Source organism: Streptomyces sp. NBC_01477, assembly GCF_036227245.1.
Lineage (GTDB): Bacteria > Actinomycetota > Actinomycetes > Streptomycetales > Streptomycetaceae > Actinacidiphila.
This window is the reverse complement of the sequence record NZ_CP109445.1, coordinates 219,634-238,274: the sequence shown is the minus strand read 5'-3', so window position 1 is coordinate 238,274 and position 18,641 is coordinate 219,634. Positions and strand designations below refer to the sequence as shown.

The window sequence follows — 18,641 nt, the reverse complement described above, 5'->3', positions numbered from 1 at the left end:
CGGAACGGGCGTCGCCGGCGGCGGGGAAGAGGACCGGCCCGTCGTCAGGAGCGCGCGAGCCGGGCCGCGAGATAGGGCGCGGTGGCGCTGCGGCGGGCCGTCGCCACCTTGGCCGGCGGGCCCGCCGCGACCACCCGCCCGCCCGCGTCGCCACCGCCCGGCCCGAGGTCGATGACCCAGTCGGCGGTGGCGATCGTGTCGAGGTCGTGCTCGACGAGGACGACCGTGTTGCCGGCGTCGACGAGCCGGTGCAGCTGTCGCAGCAGCAGCGCGATGTCCGAGGGGTGCAGCCCCGCCGTCGGCTCGTCGAGCAGGTAGAGCGCGTGCCCGCGGCGGGCTCGCTGCAGTTCGGTGGCCAGTTTGATGCGTTGCGCCTCCCCGCCGCTGAGCTCCGTCGCGGGCTGCCCCAGCCGCAGGTACCCCAGTCCCACCTCGCGCAACGTCTCCAGACTGCGGAAGGCGGCCGGGACGGCGGACAGGAACGTGGCGGCGTCGTCGACGGACAGCCCCAGCACCTCTGCGATGTTCTTGCCGCGGTAGGTGACTTCCAGCGTTTCGGCGTTGTACCGGGCCCCCCGGCAGGTCGGGCACGGCGCGTAGGTACCGGGCAGGAACAGCAGTTCCACCGCGACGAATCCTTCGCCCTGGCAGGTCTCGCACCGCCCTTCGGGCACGTTGAAGGAGAACCGCCCGGCCGAGTAACCGCGCGCCCTGGCCTCGTCCGTCCCCGCGTACAGCCTGCGCACCGCGTCGAACATCCCCGTGTACGTGGCCAGGTTGGACCGGGGGGTGCGGCCGATGGGCCGTTGGTCGACCCGGACCAGGCGGTCGAACGACTCGACCCCCGACGCGTCCTGGACGTCGACCTCCAGCTGCGCCTCGTCGGGCTCCTCGGGCACCAGTCCGAGGTGGCCGCGGACGACCTCGGCGAGCACCTGCGTCACCAGCGTCGACTTTCCGGAACCGGACACGCCCGTCACCGCCGTCAGTACGCAGAGCGGTACGTCGACGGACACATGGTGCAGATTGTGGCGGGAGACGCCGCTCAGGCGCAGCCAGCCGTGCGGTGTGCGCGGACGGTGGTCGAGCGGCCGGGCGCGCCCGAACAGGTACTGGCTCGTGGCCGACTCCCCGACCCGCTCAAGACCGGCGACCGGGCCGCTGTACAGCACGCGTCCGCCGCCCTCGCCCGCGCCGGGGCCGATGTCGACCACCCAGTCCGCCCGCCGTACGACGTCCATGTCGTGCTCCACGACGAACAGCGAATTGCCCGCCGCCTTGAGGCGGTCCAGCACGTCCAGCAGCGGTTCCGCGTCGGCCGGGTGCAGGCCCGCGGAGGGTTCGTCGAGCACGTAGACGACGCCGAACAGCCCCGAGCGCAGCTGGGTGGCGATCCGCAGGCGCTGCGCCTCGCCGGGCGACAGGGTCGTCGAGCGGCGCCCGAGGCTGAGATATCCGAGGCCCAGGTCGAGCAGTACGTCGACCCGCGCCACCAGATCGCCGCAGATCCGGACCGCGACCTCGGTCGTCTCCCCGGACCGGGCGGTCGACGTGGCGGCGTCGGCCTCGGACCGCCCCGTGACGGGCCGCAGCAGCGCCACGACCTCGGTCAGCGGCATCGCGTTGATCTCGGCGATGGAACGTCCGGCGAAGGTCACGGCGAGCGCCTCGGGCCGCAGTCCGCTGCCGTGGCACTCGGGGCAGGGCACACTCCTGACGAACCGGAGCGCCCGTTCGCGCATCCTGTCGCTCTTGGAGTCGGCGAGGACGTGCATGACGTGCTTGCGGGCGCTCCAGAACGTGCCCTGGTAGCCGTAGTCGACGCGGTCCTGCTCCGGCTCGACGTACACGGAGGGCTGCTCGTCCGTGTACAGCAGCCAGTCCCGGTCCTTCTTCCTGAGCCTGCGCCACGGCCGGTCGATGTCGATCCCCAGGCCGCTCACGACACTGCGCAGGTTGGCGCCCTGCCAGGCGCCCGGCCAGGCGGCGATCGCCCCCTCGCGGATGCTCAGCGAGGGGTCCGGGACCAGCAGGTCCTCGGCGACGTCGTGCACGACGCCCAGCCCGTGGCACTCCGGGCAGGCGCCGGCCGCGGTGTTGGGTGAGAACGACTCGGCCTCCAGCCGTGCGGCCCCGGGCCGATAGGTGCCGGCGCGGGAGTACAGCATGCGCAGCAGATTGGACAGCGTGGTGATGGTGCCGACCGTCGAGCGCGAGCTGGGCGACCCGCGACGCTGCTGCAGGGCCACGGCCGGCGGCAGCCCGGTGATCTCCTGCACATGCGGTGCGCCGACCTGTTGCAACAGCCTCCGGGCGTACGGTGCCACGGACTCGAAGTAGCGCCGCTGGGCCTCCGCGTAGAGCGTGCCGAACGCGAGCGAGGACTTGCCCGAACCGGAGACGCCGGTGAAGGCGACCATCGCGTCCCGCGGAACGTCGACATCGATGTTCCGCAGGTTGTTCTCGCTGGCGCCCCGGACATGCACGAAGGGGTCGGTCGCGTCCTTGTCCACCGTTCCTGACTACCTGATCGCGCCGGGAACCGCGCGCCAGGCGCCGCCACCAAGCCCCGCCCACCCCGGCGCGGGGGCGTTGAGGCCGAATGCGCTCGTGCATGCGTTCACCTCGGCGCCGTGGGGGGCGGACGTTCGGGTGCACCACTGAGACGCGGGCCGCTGGTACCGCGCCCGCAGGTCCCGTTCACTCGATCGAGCGGCGTGGTTTGATCGGGCCGGTCTTTCGCTGCGAGTATCCCGGCGGCAGGGGGATGGGTCCTCCGGGAAGCCGGGCCGCGGCCGTCCGCCCGTACGGACCTCCGGGTGCCGCCGGCCCGCGTACGTGCTTGCGAAGGTGAGGTGTGGCAGCAGTGCCATTGAGCAGGGCTGTCGGCGCGTTCCGCGGGCTCGGTCCGGTCTTCACCGGGGCGGGGAGTGTGCTGGCAGCGCCATCTCAGCGGGAGTGCCTTGACGCGGCCGGCATCGGCGTTCCCCGTCTGCGCCGGGCCTACGGGCGCAGTTACCGGTTCTTGTGGCGCCGTGAGCCGGCGCTCATGGTGGCCTTACGAGCGCTGGCCCCTGTTCACACGCAGCCCCACGTGGTGGCGGCCTACGCGTTCGGTGCCTTCAGCGACGATGTCTGCGACCGCGGTCCCTGCGAGGAACGGGCACCGCGCTTCGACGCCTGGGTGAGGTTGGTGGAGGCGGCTCTGGCCGGAGGGCCCGTACCGCATCCTCTGCTCGCCGCGTACCTGCACACCATGGCCGTCCGTGAGCAGCCGCGTCGCTGGGTCGACGCCTACCTGGCCGCCGCCCGGGCGGACATCGGCTTCGCCGGCTTCGCCACGGAGGACGACTACCAGGCGTATGTGGAGAATCTGTCGCTGCCCTTCCTCATGGTCACCGCAGGCGTGCTGCACCCCGGGGGCGGAGGGGATGCCTATGTGTCGGCGATCCGCGCGCTGGCCGACGGCTGTCAGCGGACCGACATCCTCGCCGATCTCGCGGCGGACCTCGCCTGCGGCCGGCTGTACCTGCCCACCGATGCCCTCGCCCGGCACAGCGTCGAGCGCCACGATGTGTTGCGGGGGCAGTCCGCTCCAGGTCTGGGGACCGTGATCGCCGAGGCGGTGGATCAGGCGCGAACGGCGCTGGCCGCCGCGCAGATCAGCGTCGCGCTGGTGGCCGAGGACTGCCGTCCTCTGCAGCGGGCCGTCCTGCTCCTGCACCACCACCGTCTCACGTCGATCGCCGCCCTGGGCGCGGCCGTCGCACGCACGCCTGTACGCGACTCCTTCGCCGACTGTCTCCGCCTGCTCGTCGCGGCCCGCGGACGCGGCCTTCACGGACCGGGCGCCGGCTTCCGCTCCGACGAGCGGCACACGACAGTCACCCTGGGAGAACGACCGTGACAACCCTCAGCACGTCCGACCGCGATCTGACGGACCGGATCAGGGACGAGGTGGCGACCGATCTCGCCGCGCGCTGGCCCGAGTCGGCCGACGGCGTCGAGCAGCTGATGCACTACGCCCTCGCCGGCAAAGGCAAGCTGCTGCGCCCCCTGCTGGTCTGCCACAGCGCCCTCGCGGTCGGTGGGGACCTCTTCCGCGTCCTGCCCGCCGCGTCCGGGGTCGAGTGCGTGCACACCGGCAGCCTGCTGCACGACGACATCATCGACGGCGACGCCGTCCGACGCGGCCGTCCCGCCGTCCACGCGGCCTTCGGCCCCGCCCGGGCCATCCTGGCCGGCAGCGCTCTGTATTTCGCGTGGTTCACCGCTCTGGAGGAGTGTGCCCGGCGTGGGGTGGCCGACGGTCCCATCCGCCGGGCCATGGCCATCCAGGCCCGGGCCGGTATCGAGGCGTGCCGGGGCGCGGTGGACGAACTGGCGCTGGCCGGCCGTCCCGACTGCGGCATCGACGCCTACGTCGGCGCCGCCCGCCGCAAGACCGCCGCGCTGCTCGCCGCGGCCTGCCGCACCGGCGCCGTCCTGGCCGGTGCCTCCCCCGCCCAGGAGGCCGCCCTGGCCGCGTACGGCGAGAGTCTGGGGCTGGCCTTCCAGGTCCGCGACGACCTCCTGCCGTACACCGCCGCTCCCGACCAGGGGGGCAAGCCCGCCGACAGCGACCTGCGCAACCTGCGGCCCACCCTGCCGGTGGTCCTGGCCTGGCAGGCAGCGGGTCCCGCTGACCGTGCCGGCCTGCGCGACGCCTTCGCCACCACTGCCTCCGGCCTCGACGACACCATGCGCCGCCTCGCGCACCTGCTGACCCGCACCGGAGCACTGGAGCGGGCGCGCGAAGCCGCCGAGCTGTATGCCCACCGGGCCCGCACCGCCCTCGACGACCTCACACCCAGCCCGTACGTCCACGCCCTGCGTGAGTTCACCCTCCAGCCGGACTGACAGGCCGGCCACCCATCCGACCTTCCGCCGGCGACCAGCCGGGAGCCCCAGGAGCACTCATGTCGTACCAGCCCCCCTCGGTCGCCGTCGTCGGCGCGGGAATCGCCGGCCTCACCGCCGCCTGGCGCCTGCAACAGCGGGGGGTCGCCGTGCGTGTCTTCGAACGCGAAGCCCAGGCCGGCGGCCGCATGCGGACGATCGACCACGAGGGTTTCCGCGTCGAAGCCGGAGCGACGATCCTGTCCCGGAGCTGCACCGGCATGCGGCAGCTCATCGCCGAGCTCGGCATCGGCGCGGAGTTCGGCCCGGCCAGCACCCACTGCGCCTTCCGCCGGAACGAGCGGATGCACCATGTGCACGCGGAACGCAAACTCGCGCTCCTGCGCACCAGCCTCTTCGGCCTGCCGACGAAACTGGCGCTGCTGCGGGCCTTTGCGACGTTCCTCGCCCAGAGCAGGCACATGGGCTGGAAGACCATGGACGGGAATGTCTCTCTGGACTCCCTCAGCGCGAGCCAGTTCGCCCGGAAGAGGCTGACGCAGGAGGCATTCGACTATCTGTGCGAACCGCTGTTCGGTGGGGGGCTCGCGCTGGCCTCACCGGACGACCTGAACGCCGCCGACATGTTCTTCGCGGCCGGCAAACTCCTGCGCCCGCATTTCAACAGCCCGCGCGGCGTGGGCCTGGTGACGGACACGCTCGCCCGAAGGGTGGGGCCATGCCTCGGCGCACAGGTGACCCAGGTCCGCGCGGCCGGGCACGGCGTCGACGTCATCTGGCAGGACGGCGGCGGCCGGGAGCGGACAGAGCGTTTCGACTCGGCCGTCGTCGCACTCCCCGCCCCGCAGGCGCCCGCGCTCCTGCCCGAACTCCTGGACGAGGACCGGCGCTACCTGTCCTCGGTACCGTACTCCCGCGGTCTGATCGTCTCCCTGGGCCTCGCCCGCCGACCGGACGAGCCCGCGAGCGTCGTCTTCCTCCCGCGGCGCGAACACCCCGATCTGGCAACGATCGAGCTGCACCACAACAAGCTCCCGGGCCGCGTCGACAACGGACGGGCCCTGCTCACCCTTCAGCCGCGCACGGCTTTCACCGACCGCTGGTGGGACGCCGACGACGCCACCGTCATCGAGCGGGGGGTGGAGGCAGCCGCCGCAGTGTTCCCCGACATTCCGGCGACCCTTCTGACCGGCCACGTCGCCCGCCGGGATCCCGCCCTCGTGGTCCGGCCACCCGGCGGCTACGCCGAACTGCGCTCCTTCAAAGCGCGTCGCGCACAAGCGGATCCCCGCATCCAACTCGCCGGCGACTACCTCGGCGCGTCCGGCACGAACGGAGCACTCCTGTCCGGCGAGGACGCCGCCCGTCGCATCCTCGCGCATGTGGGACAACGCAACGGGGCCTGAGGGCCTTGCGGGTGCGACATCGCGCTCCCGTCCTTCCCGTCCGTGGCGGGCGGGGTCGATGCCCGGCGGGGCACCCGGGCGGGGTGCCGCCGCTCGGCGTTGACACCAGGGTCAGGGCCGGCGCCGCCGGCCGCGGCGCTGACGGGTTCTGATCGGTGGATCAGAACCCGTCAGCGGCACCGCGTGCGACCTGTTGTGGTTCCGGGCCGCGGGTGGAGGTGTCCGTCAGTTGGAGCAGGTTTGCGCATGGTAGGAGCCGATCGCTCCGTAAGCGCACATGATCGTGGCGGAGGGGACCTGTACGTACGGCGACCAGTTCTGGTTCGCGGTGTCGTACGCGGAGGCGTGCCACTGGGCGTAGTTGGGGTTCGAGGGCAGCGGGCTGATGACGGCCGTGAGGTTCTGGCTGGAACCGTTCGCCACGGTGACCCGGGCCCAGTTGCCGCCGCAGGTCCAGGACCAGCGCAGCTCCACGGTCCCCACAGCGGTGCCGTAGCTGTTGTAGATGGTGGCTGATTGGACGGTGTAACCGTTGGCGCAGTCGTAGTAGGGGTTGCCGTTGCCGCCCTGGTCTTCTGCGGACGCGGTGGACGCGCCGGCCAGGATCGTCCCGCCTGTCAGGACGGCACCGGCGGCGAAGGCCGCGATCTTGTTCCGGATGCGCATGCCGTGCTCCTCGGTGTCGGGGTGCCACGAGTAGTGGTGGACGACATTGCTACCGGGCCGGCGGCGGGTTACGCGGTTGCTCGCACGGGGTCCGTACAAGGCCGTACACGCATCCAGGGCAGGCGGTGGCCGAAGCCCAGCGGATCGGACCTCAGCCGGCGCCGTTCGGACCACGCCGTTCGGACCACGCGGTACGCGGCCATGGACGGGGTGAAGAGGCGAGCGAACAGGAGCGCGTGCGGCCGCAACGACGGCCCGCCGTGTCTCGGCCGGCGCACGACCGCCACCGCGGTCAAGGACGCGCACAGGAGCGGGACATGTGGGGATCGTGCGCATTGACCCGGTGCGCGTGGTGGGGGACTGCCAGCATGGGGACGCACATCAGGTGTGGTCCGACCACGGGAGAGGGACAGGATGGAAATCCGCTTAGGGAACCTGCTGGTGTCAGCGGCGGTGTGCGGTCTCGTCGCCGGCTGCGGTTCGGCCTCGTCACCGGACCCGGCGGCGACCGGTCACGGATCCGGTGCCGCTCCCCGGCCGCCTGCCGCTCACCACCCGGTGACCGTGCTGACGAGCTCGGACGGCTTCCGCTTCAAGGTGAGCGGCGCGGGCGCGCACACGACGCCGACGGATCCGGACGGGGACACGGCGTCCCCGGGGCAGGCCTACGTGTATGCCGAGATCGACGTCACCAACCTGCAGAAGGACCGCGGCGGCCCGCTCGGCGACTTCCTGTCCGACCTCCTCATCGCCGTACCGCAGGCCGTTGTCCCGGACGGGGGACGCGCCTATGCGTGCGAGTTGGAGGACGACGGCATGTGCATGCGCACCGGCAGGTGGACGCACGCCGACGCGGACGGCGGCACGGACGATCTCGTCGGCCTCGGCTCGGACCCCGAGACCTCCACTGTTCCGCCAGGTGGGACCTGGACCGTGCGCGGCTACTTCGGGGCCGCGTCGCCGGTCGACGACACACACGACGTCGGCAGGGTCCAGCTGTTCTGGACGCCGAACATCGCGGAGAAGTTCCTGAAGAAGAGCGACCCTCGAACAGCGATCCCCCTGAGCTGACCGCGACGCCACCACGGCAGCACAGGCACCAGGCGCGAACGCAGGACCCTGCGAGCCCGGCCGGTCGTGGAGTCCGCGTCCTTCGCCGGCCGGGCGTCGGCCGCGGTGGGCAACCACGACCTGTGGATCACGGCCGCCGGGCGTCCGGGGGCGCCCACCGGGCGGAGCGTGCCCGGTGCGCCCCGTCACTCGTGAGCGGGCCCGCACCGGACCCGTCCGCGGCATTCCGCAGTGAAATCCGGTCACCGCCGGACACGTCATCGCGGCCGTATCCCCGGCAGCACTTGACGATGGGGCGCTCCGGGGGCATGGTTTTCGGTCATATTTCCGTCCTACCTGGACCAGGTGTTCCGGGTGACCTCTAATTGATTATGTCCGCCGACTTGAATGGCCGCGGCCGGGCGGTTAGTGCCCACCTCCGTATTGGAGTAAAAGTCCGCGATTTCCCCCGCGAGTGCCCGCCCGGTCGGTGCAGGAGAACACCCCCACCCCGTTCCCCCATAACTCGGGCGACTTGGAGTCAGTTGTGATTGCTGCGAACCCGGTTTCCGTCGGTATCGCTCTGCCGGGCGTGGACGCCGTTTCCCGTCCGCTCCTCGGCCCCTTTGACCGTCTGCCCGCCGAATACCGGGGTCCGCACCGGCTCAGCCATCACGGATGGCTCAACTTCGTGGAACGTCTGGAACGCCGCGAGGAGGTCGCTGCGATCCGCGCCGCCGTCGCCGCCAGCCGGCGGGTGCTCGACGTCGGGGGCGGTACCGGCGAGCTCACCCGCGCGGTCGCCGCCCAGGTCGGGCACTGCACGACCGTGGAGCCGCACGAGCGGCGCGTCGCGGCGCTCCGAGCCGATGACGGGCAGGAGCAGGCGGCCAGGATCGAGGTGCGCTCCGGCCGGGCGGAGGCCCTGCCGTTCCCCGACGGGTCCTTCGACGCCGTCATAGCCTGCTGGGTGCTGCCGTACGTGGACGACCTGGAGCGGGCCGTCCGCGAGATGGCCCGGGTCTGCGACGCCGGGACTCCCGGCGCCAGGGTCGTGCTGATCGGCGGCACCCCGGACAACGAGTTGGTCGGCATGCTCAACGAAGCGTGCGTCCCGCTGGCCGGCGAGGCGCACGACCACCAGGGGTACCTGCTGGGCACCGCGGCCCGCGTCCTGGCCGGGCTCGGCTTCACGGATCTGGCGCTGCACCGCACCGAGGCCGCGGTGCACTTCCCCGAGACGGACCCGGAGGACCGGGTCGACGCCGCGGCCGCCGTGATGGCCGACTTCTGGTACGAGGGCCACCCCCGGGTCCAGGACATGCGCCTGGCGCTGCGCCCGGTGCTCCGCCGGCACTTCGCCCGCCGCCCCCACGCCGTCGGGGACCAGGGGGTCGTCCTGGTCGCGTCCGTACCGGGTGAGCGCTGAACGGCCGCCGTCGCGCCGCCCCTTCGCCGTCCCGCCTCGTAGGAATGGAACTGTCTCGGATGCCCAGGACGAACAGCCACCGGGAGACCTTCATCGGTCGGCACGACCAGATGCGAGCCCTCTTCCAGGCTCTGGACGACACCATGGGCGAGCCGGACGTGCGATGCGTGGTCTCCGGCGGCAGCGGGATCGGACGCACCGCCCTGCTGGGCGCGTTCACCCGCGCCTGCCGTGCGCGGGGGAGCGCCGCGCTCGAACTCTCCTGCTCCCCGCCGGACGGCGGCCAGGCGCCCGTGCTCGCTGACGGACTGCTCGCCCGGCTCGCCGCCCGCTCGCTCGGCGGTGTTTCCTTCGGCCCGCAATGGGAGCGCTCCCACGTACGCGGATTCGGCGGTGCCACCGAAATCGGCGGCTGGACGCCCGCCGCCACCCGTGCCGCGAGGTCCGCCGACGGACACGTCGGCGGTCCCGCGCCGGGCCGGAGCGCGGACGTGTCCGCCGGTGCCGGCGGCAGCGCCACCGAACCGGGGCCGGGACTGTCGGCGGCGTCGATCCACGCCGCCGTCCGAGTCGTGTCCTGCAAGGCCCCCTTCGTCCTCACCCTGGACGACGCCGACCGCGCGGGTCCCGCCCTCCTCGAATCCGTACGGCGCGTCAGGGAGGCATGCGCCGGCCTTCCCCTGCTGCTGGTGCTGACCGTGCGGTCCGGGCAGTCACCACGCGCACCCCTCGAACTCGCCGACGCCATGTACGGCGCGAGGCGGCTGACGCTCGACGGGCTGTCACCCAGGGAGTCGGGCGAACTGCTCCACGCCCGGTCCGGACACCGCCCCGGAGCCGAGTTCTCCGCAGCCTGCCACCGGCTGACCGGCGGCAACCCCTTCCTGCTGGCCGAGCTGGGCGCCCAGCTGCGCGGCACCGACGGGCTCCCCGACCCCGCCGAACTCGACCACGCGGCCGTTCCCGTCGCCGCGGAGGTCCTCCTCGGCCGCGTCGCCCGGGCGGACCCCCATGCGGTGCGGCTGGCCCAGGCGCTCGCGGTGGTCGGCCGCGCCGACGCGCCCCTGCTGGCACAGGTCAGCGGCCTCGGGCTGGTGGAGACGCTCAACGGACTCGACCTGCTGGTCCGTACCGGTCTGGTCACGGACACCGAGGAGCCGGTGCTGCGCCACCCGCTGCTCGCCCGGACGTTCCGCGAGTCCATGACACAGATGGCGCGGAACGCCGCCCACCTCACCGCCGCTCTGCACCTCCACGAGCACCACGCCCCGGCGGAACGCGTCGCCCGCCATCTGAGCGCCTCCACCGTCGCGCAGAACGCCGACTGGTCGGCCGAGGTCATGATGCGGGCCGCCGCGTCCGCCCGGGACGCCGGGCACGACGACACCGCCCGCCGCTATCTCGAACTGGTCGCGGAGACGGCCTCCGGCGCGCAGCGGCGGCAGTCCGTCCTCGAACTCGCCGACCACCACCTCCGGCACGGCCCCGGGGGCACGGAGACCGTGGTGGCCATGCTCCACCGCACCGACGACGACGCGCTCCGCGGCGGCCTGCTCGGCCGGCTGAGCCGCGCCCTCACGGCGGCCGACCCGTCCGGCGGCGGAACCGAACCGCCGCACTCCGTGGCCGCCGCCCTTCGGGGCACCGCCTTCGAGGGATGGGACCGCCTCCACCTCCTCCTCTCCCGTCTGCCGGAGCTTCCGGCGGCCGCCGCCGCCGAACTCTTCGACGACCTGCCGGCACGTCTGCGCCCCGGGGCACCGGACGGCGGCAGCCCGTTGCTCGCCGCCAGCCGGGCGTTCGCGGCCTACTACCGGAACCTCGCGGACGACGATCCCCGGACCTCGGCGGCATGGGCGCGCGCCGCGCTGCGCTGCCCCCCCGAGGACCTGGACATCCACCCGCTCGCCTCCACCGCGGCCCTGGCCGTACTGGTGGACGGCGGGCAGCGCGCCGAGGCCGCGGGACATCTGGAACGGCTCGGCGGCCAGGTGGCCCAGGGTGTTGCCGAAGACCCGGGCCTTGCGTGGGTGCGGGCGCAGCTCGCCTTCGCCGAAGGGGACCTGCCCGCCGCCCGCGGTCTGCTCGCGGTCAGCCTGGAGGCGCTCGGCGTCGCCGACCCGGCCGGCCGCGGATGGGGAGCCCTGGTGCGGGTCGCGGCGACCGGACTGCTGGCCAACGTGCTGCTCACCCGGGGGGAGCGGGCCGAGGCGCAACTGCTGCTGCAGCGCGACGACCGGTCCGGGCCCCTTCCCGCCGACGGCTGGTCCCAGGACGTGCTGCTGGCCAGGGCCAGGCTGTGGGCGGTGAACGGGGACCTGGCGGCGGCCCGCCGAAGCCTCGCCGCGCTGCGGGCCCTGCACCGCACCGCCGGGCTGCGGGCCGCGGGCACCGCCTCCTGGCGCGTGCACGGAGTGGAACTCCTGGCCAGGACCGGCCTGACCAGCGAGGCGCGGACGCTCACCGAGGAACAGCTCCGCTTCGCGCGCCTCACCGGATCGGACCTGGAACTGGGGCGGGCACGGCGCGCGCTCGCCCGGGTCTGCGATCCCGCGAGCGCTGAACAGCACCTCCGGGCGGCCGTCGCCCTTCTCGAACCGCTCCCCGCCGCCATGGACCTGGCCGCCGCGCTCGCCGACCTCGGCGCCGTGCGCGCCGCCGGCGGGCACCGTGAGGACGCCGTCGCCGTCCTGACCCGGGCGGTGCGACTCGCCGAACGATGCGGCGCCGGCGACCTCGCCCTGCGCGTCCGCCAGCAGATCCTCGCCGCCAGCGGGGACACCGCGCGGTACACGCCGCTGCGCGGAGTGCTCTCGCTCACCCCGCGCGAACGGGAGATCCTGGTCGACGCCCTGCACGGGCTGACCAACAAGCGGATCTCCGCACGCCGCGACATCACCAGCCGCACCGTGGAGCTCCACCTGTCCAGCGCCTACCGGAAACTCGGGATCTCCGGGCGCGGCGACTTCGGCACGGTGTTCCGCGTCCCGGGCCTGTGGGCACTGCTCACCGACCCGCCCCCCGCCGACCACCACGCCGAACGCCGCGCCCCCGGCAGTGCCGCCGCCGCGGGTACTTCGGTGCCCGCCGAGGATCCCCTTCGGGTCCGACCGTGATGTGCGGCCGCGGCGCCGCGGCAAGACTCGGCAGGTGCGGCCCGCCCGCCGCACCCCGCCGCACACCGCCTCGACCGAAGGGTCCTCGATGACTGCTGACACGCCGACCGACGTCTCCGCCGCCGCGGACGACAAGCAACTGTCCGACCCTTTCCTCGCGGTCGTGGTGCTCTCCGGCGGCATGGACTCCACCACGCTGATGGCGCATTATGCCGCCCTGCGCCACCGCCTCCTGGCCGTGACCGTCGACTACGGCCAGCGCCACCGCCGTGAGATCGACTCCGCCCGCAGCGTTGCGGAACACTACGGCGCCGAGCACCACGTGGTCGACGTCTCCGGCCTCGGCGCGCTGCTCAGCGGCTCGGCGCTCACCGACGGCAACGTCGACGTCCCCGCCGGCCACTACGCCGAGCGGTCCATGCGCGCGACGGTGGTGCCGAACCGCAACGCCGTGCTGGCCAACGCCGCCGTGGCCGTGGCCGTCGCCCGCCGGGCCGGCACCGTGGCCCTGGGGATGCACGCCGGCGACCACTTCATCTACCCCGACTGCCGGCCCGCCTTCATCTCGGCCCTGGAGCAGCTGGTGGCCGTCGCCAACGAGGGATTCCCGACGCCAAAGGTCGCGGCGCCTTTCATGACCTGGACCAAGGGGCAGATCGCCGAGCACGGCACCCGGCTCGGCGCGCCGCTGGCGATCAGCTGGTCCTGCTACCGCGGGGGCGAGTCCCACTGCGGCACCTGCGGCACGTGCTACGAGCGCCGTGAGGCGTTCCAGGAGGCGGGCGTGCCCGACCCCACGTGCTATCTGGACGACACCACCCGGTTCCCCGCTCCGTGACCGGCACCGGCACCGGCATGCGGAAGGTCGAACTCGACACCGGAGTCCTGTTCTGGGCGCCCCACGAGTCAGAGGCGCGCTGGCAGTACGAGGAGATGTTCGCCCAGGGCTGCTACGACGACATCCGCCTGGCCCCCGGGGCCCTCGTCATCGACGTGGGCGCCAACATCGGGCTGTTCACCTACTTCGCCGTGCGGGCGCAGCCCACCGTGCGGGTCAGGGCCTTCGAGCCCATGCCCCAGACCCTGTGTGCCCTGCGCCGCAACCTCGCCCTCCACGGTCTGCAGGAGGTCACCGTGGAGGAGTGCGCCCTCGGCCGCGCACGCGAGGACGGGGCGTCCTTCGTCTACTACCCCAAGGCCCCGGGCAACTCGACCCGGTACCCGGAGCAGAAGGAGCTCCAGATCGCGGTCCTCTCCCGGGAGGGACCCGAGGACTACATCAGGGCGCACTACACCGGCGTACCGGTACCGGTACGCGTCGAGCGGCTCTCCACCTTCATCGAACCCGGTGAGCGCGTCGGTCTGCTGAAGATCGACGTGGAAGGCGCGGAACTCGACGTCCTCCAGGGCGTGGACGCCGCGCACTGGCCGCTGATCGACCAGGTGATCCTTGAGGTCCAGGACCTGGACGGCCGTCTCGACGCGGTCCGGGACCTGCTGGAGGCGCAGGGGCTGGCCGTGGCGATCCGGCCCGCCCCGCTCATCCCGGCCGACATCCGCACCCATGTCGTCCACGCCGTCCGCGAGGAGGCGCCCGGCAGGTGACGTCCTGCCGGGCGCACGCCCTGTCGGCCCGGTGGAGTCCGGCCCTCGGCCGGTTCCGCCGGGCCGGGGGCGAACGGGTCAGTCGCCGGCGAAGAGGATCTCCACGTGCCCGCCGATACGGCGGGCCTCACCGAGGATGCGCGTCCCCCAGCGGTCCCAGATCCCGGACAGCCGGGAGGTGATCAGGACGCGGTCGACACAGCGGTCGGGCAACGGCAGGAGAACGCCGAGGCCGTGACGCACCGTCCGGCCCGCGGGGGACATTCCCGTCAGCGACCTGTCGAAGTCGAACAATTCCGCCTGCGGCATTCCCTCAGGTGGGGAGCCCCCGCATCCCAGGACGGCGACGCGAGTTCCTTCCGGCAGGCCCCTGAGCGCCGCCAGTTGCCGCGCGACGTCTTTTTCCCGCGCTTTCTCCGCCTCCCGGAGAATGAGGCGGTACTCGTCCTCCAGATTCCATTCGTGGCTTATTTCGAAGTGCTCGCGCGGTTCCGCGAACCATGCCCACAGCAATTCGGTGACCGGTTCCGGGTGTTTGCGGGCCAGCATGAGGATGTTGTCCGCGTTGCTTTCCAGGTCCTCCTTCACCGAGCGCTCGTGCGGGGTGTCGAGCGCCCACGCGTCCCTGCTGACAACGAATTCGGCGCCCCTGGCGTGCAGCCGGTATCCGAGGTCCAGATCCTCACCGCCCCAACTGCGGAAGTCCTCGTCGAAACCGCCCACCGCCTCGAAGGCGGCCACCGTGACGGAGCAGTTGACCGACCAGAACCACTGCCATGGAACGACGGCGGCGCCCAGGTCGAAGCCGAACCGCTCGAACGCCGAGTGGCGCACGTCCTGGAGGCCCGGGGCGTCACCGGGTGGCCGTACGGCCACCTCGGGTGCGGGCGCCCGGGTACCGGTGGTGCGCCGCGCGGGCGGATCGGTGTCCGGACGGTAGCCGTAGGTGTAGCCGGCCACGGCCCGGGTGCGCCCGGGCGGCGACGCGGCGTGCGCGGCCAGATGGGCGCGGACGAAACCGGGCCCGGGCCGCACGCCCGCGTCGAGGAAGATCAGGACAGGTCCGGAGGCCAGCCGCGCGCCCGCGTTGCGGGCGGCGGCCGCGCGGAAGCCCCGGTCCTCCTGGAAGTGGCGGCGCAGATCGAGGCGGCCCTCGAACTCCCGCAGCACCGACGGGGTGCCGTCGGTCGAGCCGTCGTCGGAGACGACGACCTCGAAGCCGCCTCCGTCCGGCTGCCGCTGTGCGGCGAGGGCCGCGAGGGTGCCCCGCAGCAGCTCCGCTCGGTTGTAGGTGGGGACGACGACGGTCGCCCGGGGCCGGTGCGGCGGCAGCGTCATTCCTGACCCGGGGCGCCGGCGGGAGCCGCGAGGCCCTCGGTGATACGCAGGAACTGCCGTGCCACCGCGGCGGGGGTCTGGCCGGCGACCTGGCGGGGCGCCTGGCGCGACGCCGCGTGGTAGGCGTCCGCGTCGTCCAGCAACTCGGTTACCGCCTGCCAGAGTTGGGTGGCGCTGCCGGTGAAGTCGACGCTCTCCAGCGCCTTTCCGGTCAGCGCGGGAAGATGGCCGAACCCGCTGACCACGTCCAGGTCCACCAGCCGCCCGGCGCCGCCGACCAGCAGCGGGAGATGGCCGAAGCCGTAGCCGACGACAGGGGTGCCCACCGACAGCGACTCGGCCGCGACGTTGCCGAAGGTCTCCGGGCTGGTCGACGGCACGAGCGTCAGCGCCGCCCCCGACAGGAAGGGCTGAACGTCCAGCCAGGGGATGGCGGGGAGCACCTCGACGCCGGGCAGCTCGGCGGCGCGCGAGCGGCACCCCTCGATCATGTCCTCCTGCATCCCTGGCCACAGCTCGAAACCCGCTTGCGCGAGCACGATCTGCAGCGGCCGGCCGAAGCCCTCGGGAAATGCGTCGAGCAGTTCGGCGACGCCCTTCGAGGGGTCCGCCCGGGCCACGATCCGCACCGGCCCGGTGCGCCGCAGCCTCTCGCGCTCCGCGCGGTCCGGAGTCCGCCCGGTGCTCAGCAGGGCGTTGGGCAGCGCGTGCCACCCCTTGCTGTCCAGCCCGGCCCGGGCCGCCTCGTCGATCATGAAGGGGCTGACCGCGAGGACGGCGTCGGGAAGACGGTCCAGGCTTCGCCGCATGTGGTCGTCCACCCGCAGGAAGTGCACCATCAGCGCGGTGCGCACACCGGGCGGCGCGGGACTGAGGAAGCCCAGCCCCACGACGGCGTCGGCCCAGCAGACCACGTCGATGTCGTGAGCGGCGAGGACCGCCCGCACCTCATCGCACACCGACTCCGGCTCCGCGAAGAGCTGCGGCAGGTCGTCGAAGAGCAGCAGGTCCGGCAGGCGCACCGAATCGAGCCGTACGAGGCCGGGCTCGTCCTCGGCGCCGGGCTTCCCCGCCGCGATGATCAGGGCGCGGTGGCCGATCTCGCGCAGGCCGTCGGCGAGCGACGCGACGGCCCGCTCGACTCCGGCAGGCTCATCGGAACTGTGTGTCAGCAGGACAAAGGCGACGTTCATCCGGGCTCCTTGCCACGGCCGGGCGGTCACCCGGCCGGGGTGGTGGTTGGGGGCTTGCTCTCCTTCGGGCATCGCATGGCGAGGGCCGCGCCGCCCGGTCACCCGGGGAAGGTGATGGCGACCAGTTCCTGGCGGGCCGGGCCGTAGTCCTCGAAGATCCCCCGGAAGACCGAGGAGGTCATTTTGGCCGACGCGCGGATTCCCCGCATGCTCATGCACAGGTGCTCGCCGCGGCCGACGACGGCGACGTCGGCGGACCCGGTCAGCGAGCCGACCTCGTCAGCGATGTCCTGCACCAGGCGCTCCTGCACCTGGAGCCGGTGCGCGTGCCGGTGAGCGATCCGGGCGAACTTCGACAGGCCCAGCACCTCGCTGAGCGGCTTGTAGGCGATGGTGACCGAGCAGTTGAACGGCAGGAGATGGTGCTCGCACAGCGACCACACCTGTATGTCCGAGACGATCACCAGCTGGCCGCTGGTGACCAGGGGGAAGGTGGTGCTGGCGTTCCCGGCGTCGTAGCGGCTGAACTCCCGCCACCAGCGGGCGAAGCGGGCCGGGGTCTCCTTGAGCCCGTCGCGGTCGGGATCCTCCCCGATCTCCAGCAGCAGCCTGCGCGCGAGGTCCTCCAGCGGATCGCGCGGCTGCGGCTCCACCGCGCCGTCCCACGACGCCTCGTAAGCGTCCGATGCGGTCATACGCCCCTCCGATCGCCCCAGACCGCGATGTGCAGCCTGGTGGTCAGGTTCCATCCGCGGCCGATCACCTCGTCGCCGAGCGCTTCGAGGTTGTGCGCCAGCTCCTCGCGTGAGCGGGCGGCCGGCATGATCCATACCGGCCGGGTGCCGAAACGGCCGACCACGTCGGCCACCTCGTCGAGGTCGTCCACGTCGCGGCACACGAACTTGAAGGCCGTGCCGGGCAGGCGTGCGAACGCCGCGAGCGCCTCGGGGACGAGCCGTCTGGCTTCCGGCTCGCCGGAGTGGGCCAGCTTCGGGGAGACGTTGAAGCGCGCCAGCGCGGCGACCTCGGGGAGCGGCGCCACCGTCCCGTTCGTCTCGATCTCGATACCGTGCCCGGTGCCGGCCAGCTCGCGCAGCAGCGGCAGAAGACGGTTCTGCTGGCTCAGCGGCTCACCGCCGGACACGACGACCAGCGGTACCGAGTACGCCCGCAGCTGTTCCGCGACTGCCTGCCACGGCATGGCATGCAGCTCCTGTCGCGGGTCGTAGGCCCTGCCTGAGTCGCCGTCGCCCTTCCAGTCCCACGTGTAAGGCGTGTCGCACCACGTGCAGCCCAGGTTGCAGCCCCCGAGCCGTACGAAGGCGCAGCGCCGGCCCAGCGAGGGCCCTTCTCCCTGGACCGCCCTCATGTGGGGCCGAAAACCTCGTTCACGACGAGTTTCGGCTCCACAGCGGCACCACCTCCTCCCCGACCGGCGCCCCGCGCCGTCACGGGCGGTACTCCGCCCACGTCTTCGGGGTCTCCGAGACGCGGACCGAGGTCAGGTCCGGGTACCGCGTGCTCCACCGGTCGTACAGCCAGCGCGAGAGGTTCTCGGCCGACGGGTTGCGGTCGCCGACGACCTCGTTGAGGTGGCGATGGTCGACCGCGCTGTCCAACCAGGCGCTGAAGTCGCCCAGATCGCCGTAGTCCCGGACGAACCCCGTGCTGTCCAGGCCGTCGCTGGGCGCCGAGAGTTCCAGCTCCACCACGTAGTTGTGCCCGTGGAGCCGGGCACAGGGGTGCTCCTCGGGCAGCCCGTCCAGCCGATGGCTCGCCGAGAAGTGGAACTCCTTGCTGATCCGATATGTCATCACGGTCCTCCTGCCGCCATGGTGCGGGGGGCGGGGCGGGGAGACATCACGGTCGGCACCGAGAGACCGGTGTCCGGCTACCGAAGTCACCTCGCGAGCGGGGACAGGCGCCGGTCCCCGGCCAG

General features: G+C 72.7%; 15 protein-coding genes. 8 read left to right on the top strand and 7 right to left on the bottom strand.

Annotated elements, in window-relative coordinates:
- Positions 1-44: 44 nt before the first annotated feature.
- Complete coding sequence (gene uvrA / locus OHA86_RS01040; RefSeq protein WP_329171580.1) at positions 45-2,513, bottom strand: excinuclease ABC subunit UvrA; 2,469 nt, start codon at positions 2,511-2,513, stop codon at positions 45-47.
- A 536-nt stretch (positions 2,514-3,049) separates the two neighbouring features.
- Here uvrA and OHA86_RS01035 point away from each other — a divergent pair.
- The 3 genes from OHA86_RS01035 to OHA86_RS01025 are packed head-to-tail and all read left to right on the top strand — an operon-like array spanning position 3,050 to position 6,305.
- On the top strand, positions 3,050-3,907 hold the full coding sequence (locus OHA86_RS01035) for a squalene/phytoene synthase family protein (RefSeq protein ID WP_329171578.1): 858 nt from the start codon (positions 3,050-3,052) through the stop codon (positions 3,905-3,907).
- Positions 3,904-4,899 carry a polyprenyl synthetase family protein gene (locus tag OHA86_RS01030; protein ID WP_329171576.1) on the top strand — a complete coding sequence of 332 codons (996 nt, stop codon included), beginning with the start codon at positions 3,904-3,906 and terminating at the stop codon, positions 4,897-4,899. The genes OHA86_RS01035 and OHA86_RS01030 overlap by 4 nt, the downstream gene beginning before the upstream one ends.
- A gap of 59 nt (positions 4,900-4,958) precedes the next feature.
- Positions 4,959-6,305, top strand: a complete 1,347-nt coding sequence (locus OHA86_RS01025) for a protoporphyrinogen/coproporphyrinogen oxidase (RefSeq protein ID WP_329171574.1) — start codon at positions 4,959-4,961, stop codon at positions 6,303-6,305.
- Between the two features lie 225 nt (positions 6,306-6,530).
- Here the strand turns inward: OHA86_RS01025 and OHA86_RS01020 are convergent, their stop codons facing one another.
- Complete coding sequence (locus OHA86_RS01020; RefSeq protein WP_329171572.1) at positions 6,531-6,971, bottom strand: DUF2690 domain-containing protein; 441 nt, start codon at positions 6,969-6,971, stop codon at positions 6,531-6,533.
- Positions 6,972-7,535: 564 nt separating this feature from the next.
- Here OHA86_RS01020 and OHA86_RS01015 point away from each other — a divergent pair.
- From OHA86_RS01015 to OHA86_RS00995, 5 genes are all read left to right on the top strand, one after another.
- Positions 7,536-8,042 carry a hypothetical protein gene (locus tag OHA86_RS01015; protein ID WP_329171570.1) on the top strand — a complete coding sequence of 169 codons (507 nt, stop codon included), beginning with the start codon at positions 7,536-7,538 and terminating at the stop codon, positions 8,040-8,042.
- A gap of 670 nt (positions 8,043-8,712) precedes the next feature.
- The gene (locus OHA86_RS01010; RefSeq protein ID WP_329171568.1) at positions 8,713-9,450 is read left to right on the top strand and encodes a class I SAM-dependent methyltransferase; all 738 of its coding nucleotides are present in this window, start codon (positions 8,713-8,715) and stop codon (positions 9,448-9,450) included.
- Between the two features lie 59 nt (positions 9,451-9,509).
- Positions 9,510-12,566 carry a LuxR C-terminal-related transcriptional regulator gene (locus tag OHA86_RS01005; protein ID WP_329171566.1) on the top strand — a complete coding sequence of 1,019 codons (3,057 nt, stop codon included), beginning with the start codon at positions 9,510-9,512 and terminating at the stop codon, positions 12,564-12,566.
- An 88-nt stretch (positions 12,567-12,654) separates the two neighbouring features.
- Positions 12,655-13,404: a 7-cyano-7-deazaguanine synthase QueC gene (gene queC, locus OHA86_RS01000; RefSeq protein ID WP_329171565.1), complete on the top strand. Its 750-nt coding sequence runs from the start codon at positions 12,655-12,657 to the stop codon at positions 13,402-13,404.
- Positions 13,401-14,171: an FkbM family methyltransferase gene (locus tag OHA86_RS00995; protein ID WP_329171564.1), complete on the top strand. Its 771-nt coding sequence runs from the start codon at positions 13,401-13,403 to the stop codon at positions 14,169-14,171. Before queC ends, OHA86_RS00995 begins: the two co-directional genes overlap by 4 nt.
- Before the next feature lie 78 nt (positions 14,172-14,249).
- Here OHA86_RS00995 and OHA86_RS00990 read toward each other — a convergent pair whose 3' ends face one another.
- The 5 genes from OHA86_RS00990 to OHA86_RS00970 all read right to left on the bottom strand — a co-directional run bounded on the left by OHA86_RS00990 (position 14,250) and on the right by OHA86_RS00970 (position 18,516).
- Positions 14,250-15,509, bottom strand: a complete 1,260-nt coding sequence (locus OHA86_RS00990) for a glycosyltransferase family 2 protein (protein WP_329171562.1) — start codon at positions 15,507-15,509, stop codon at positions 14,250-14,252.
- Positions 15,506-16,702, bottom strand: coding sequence for a glycosyltransferase family 4 protein (locus OHA86_RS00985; protein ID WP_329171560.1), 1,197 nt, complete (start codon positions 16,700-16,702; stop codon positions 15,506-15,508). The genes OHA86_RS00990 and OHA86_RS00985 overlap by 4 nt, the downstream gene beginning before the upstream one ends.
- A 98-nt stretch (positions 16,703-16,800) precedes the next feature.
- On the bottom strand, positions 16,801-17,397 hold the full coding sequence (gene folE / locus OHA86_RS00980) for a GTP cyclohydrolase I (protein ID WP_329171558.1): 597 nt from the start codon (positions 17,395-17,397) through the stop codon (positions 16,801-16,803).
- Positions 17,394-18,071 (bottom strand): 7-carboxy-7-deazaguanine synthase QueE, encoded by a 678-nt coding sequence (locus tag OHA86_RS00975; RefSeq protein ID WP_329171556.1) that lies wholly within the window; start codon positions 18,069-18,071, stop codon positions 17,394-17,396. Before OHA86_RS00975 ends, folE begins: the two co-directional genes overlap by 4 nt.
- Positions 18,072-18,150: 79 nt before the next feature.
- Positions 18,151-18,516, bottom strand: a complete 366-nt coding sequence (locus OHA86_RS00970) for a 6-pyruvoyl trahydropterin synthase family protein (protein WP_329171554.1) — start codon at positions 18,514-18,516, stop codon at positions 18,151-18,153.
- Positions 18,517-18,641 lie beyond the last annotated feature (125 nt).

Bases quoted from the DNA above. Each gene is read 5' to 3' on its own strand.
- OHA86_RS01035 (WP_329171578.1), top strand. From the start codon at position 3,050: ATGGTGGCCTTACGAGCGCTGGCCCCTGTTCACACGCAGCCCCACGTG.
- OHA86_RS01025 (WP_329171574.1), top strand. From the start codon at position 4,959: ATGTCGTACCAGCCCCCCTCGGTCGCCGTCGTCGGCGCGGGAATCGCC.
- OHA86_RS01020 (WP_329171572.1), bottom strand. From the start codon at position 6,971: ATGCGCATCCGGAACAAGATCGCGGCCTTCGCCGCCGGTGCCGTCCTG.
- OHA86_RS01005 (WP_329171566.1), top strand. From the start codon at position 9,510: ATGCCCAGGACGAACAGCCACCGGGAGACCTTCATCGGTCGGCACGAC.
- queC (WP_329171565.1), top strand. From the start codon at position 12,655: ATGACTGCTGACACGCCGACCGACGTCTCCGCCGCCGCGGACGACAAG.
- OHA86_RS00990 (WP_329171562.1), bottom strand. From the start codon at position 15,509: ATGACGCTGCCGCCGCACCGGCCCCGGGCGACCGTCGTCGTCCCCACC.
- OHA86_RS00985 (WP_329171560.1), bottom strand. From the start codon at position 16,702: ATGAACGTCGCCTTTGTCCTGCTGACACACAGTTCCGATGAGCCTGCC.
- folE (WP_329171558.1), bottom strand. From the start codon at position 17,397: ATGACCGCATCGGACGCTTACGAGGCGTCGTGGGACGGCGCGGTGGAG.
- OHA86_RS00975 (WP_329171556.1), bottom strand. From the start codon at position 18,071: ATGAGGGCGGTCCAGGGAGAAGGGCCCTCGCTGGGCCGGCGCTGCGCC.
- OHA86_RS00970 (WP_329171554.1), bottom strand. From the start codon at position 18,516: ATGACATATCGGATCAGCAAGGAGTTCCACTTCTCGGCGAGCCATCGG.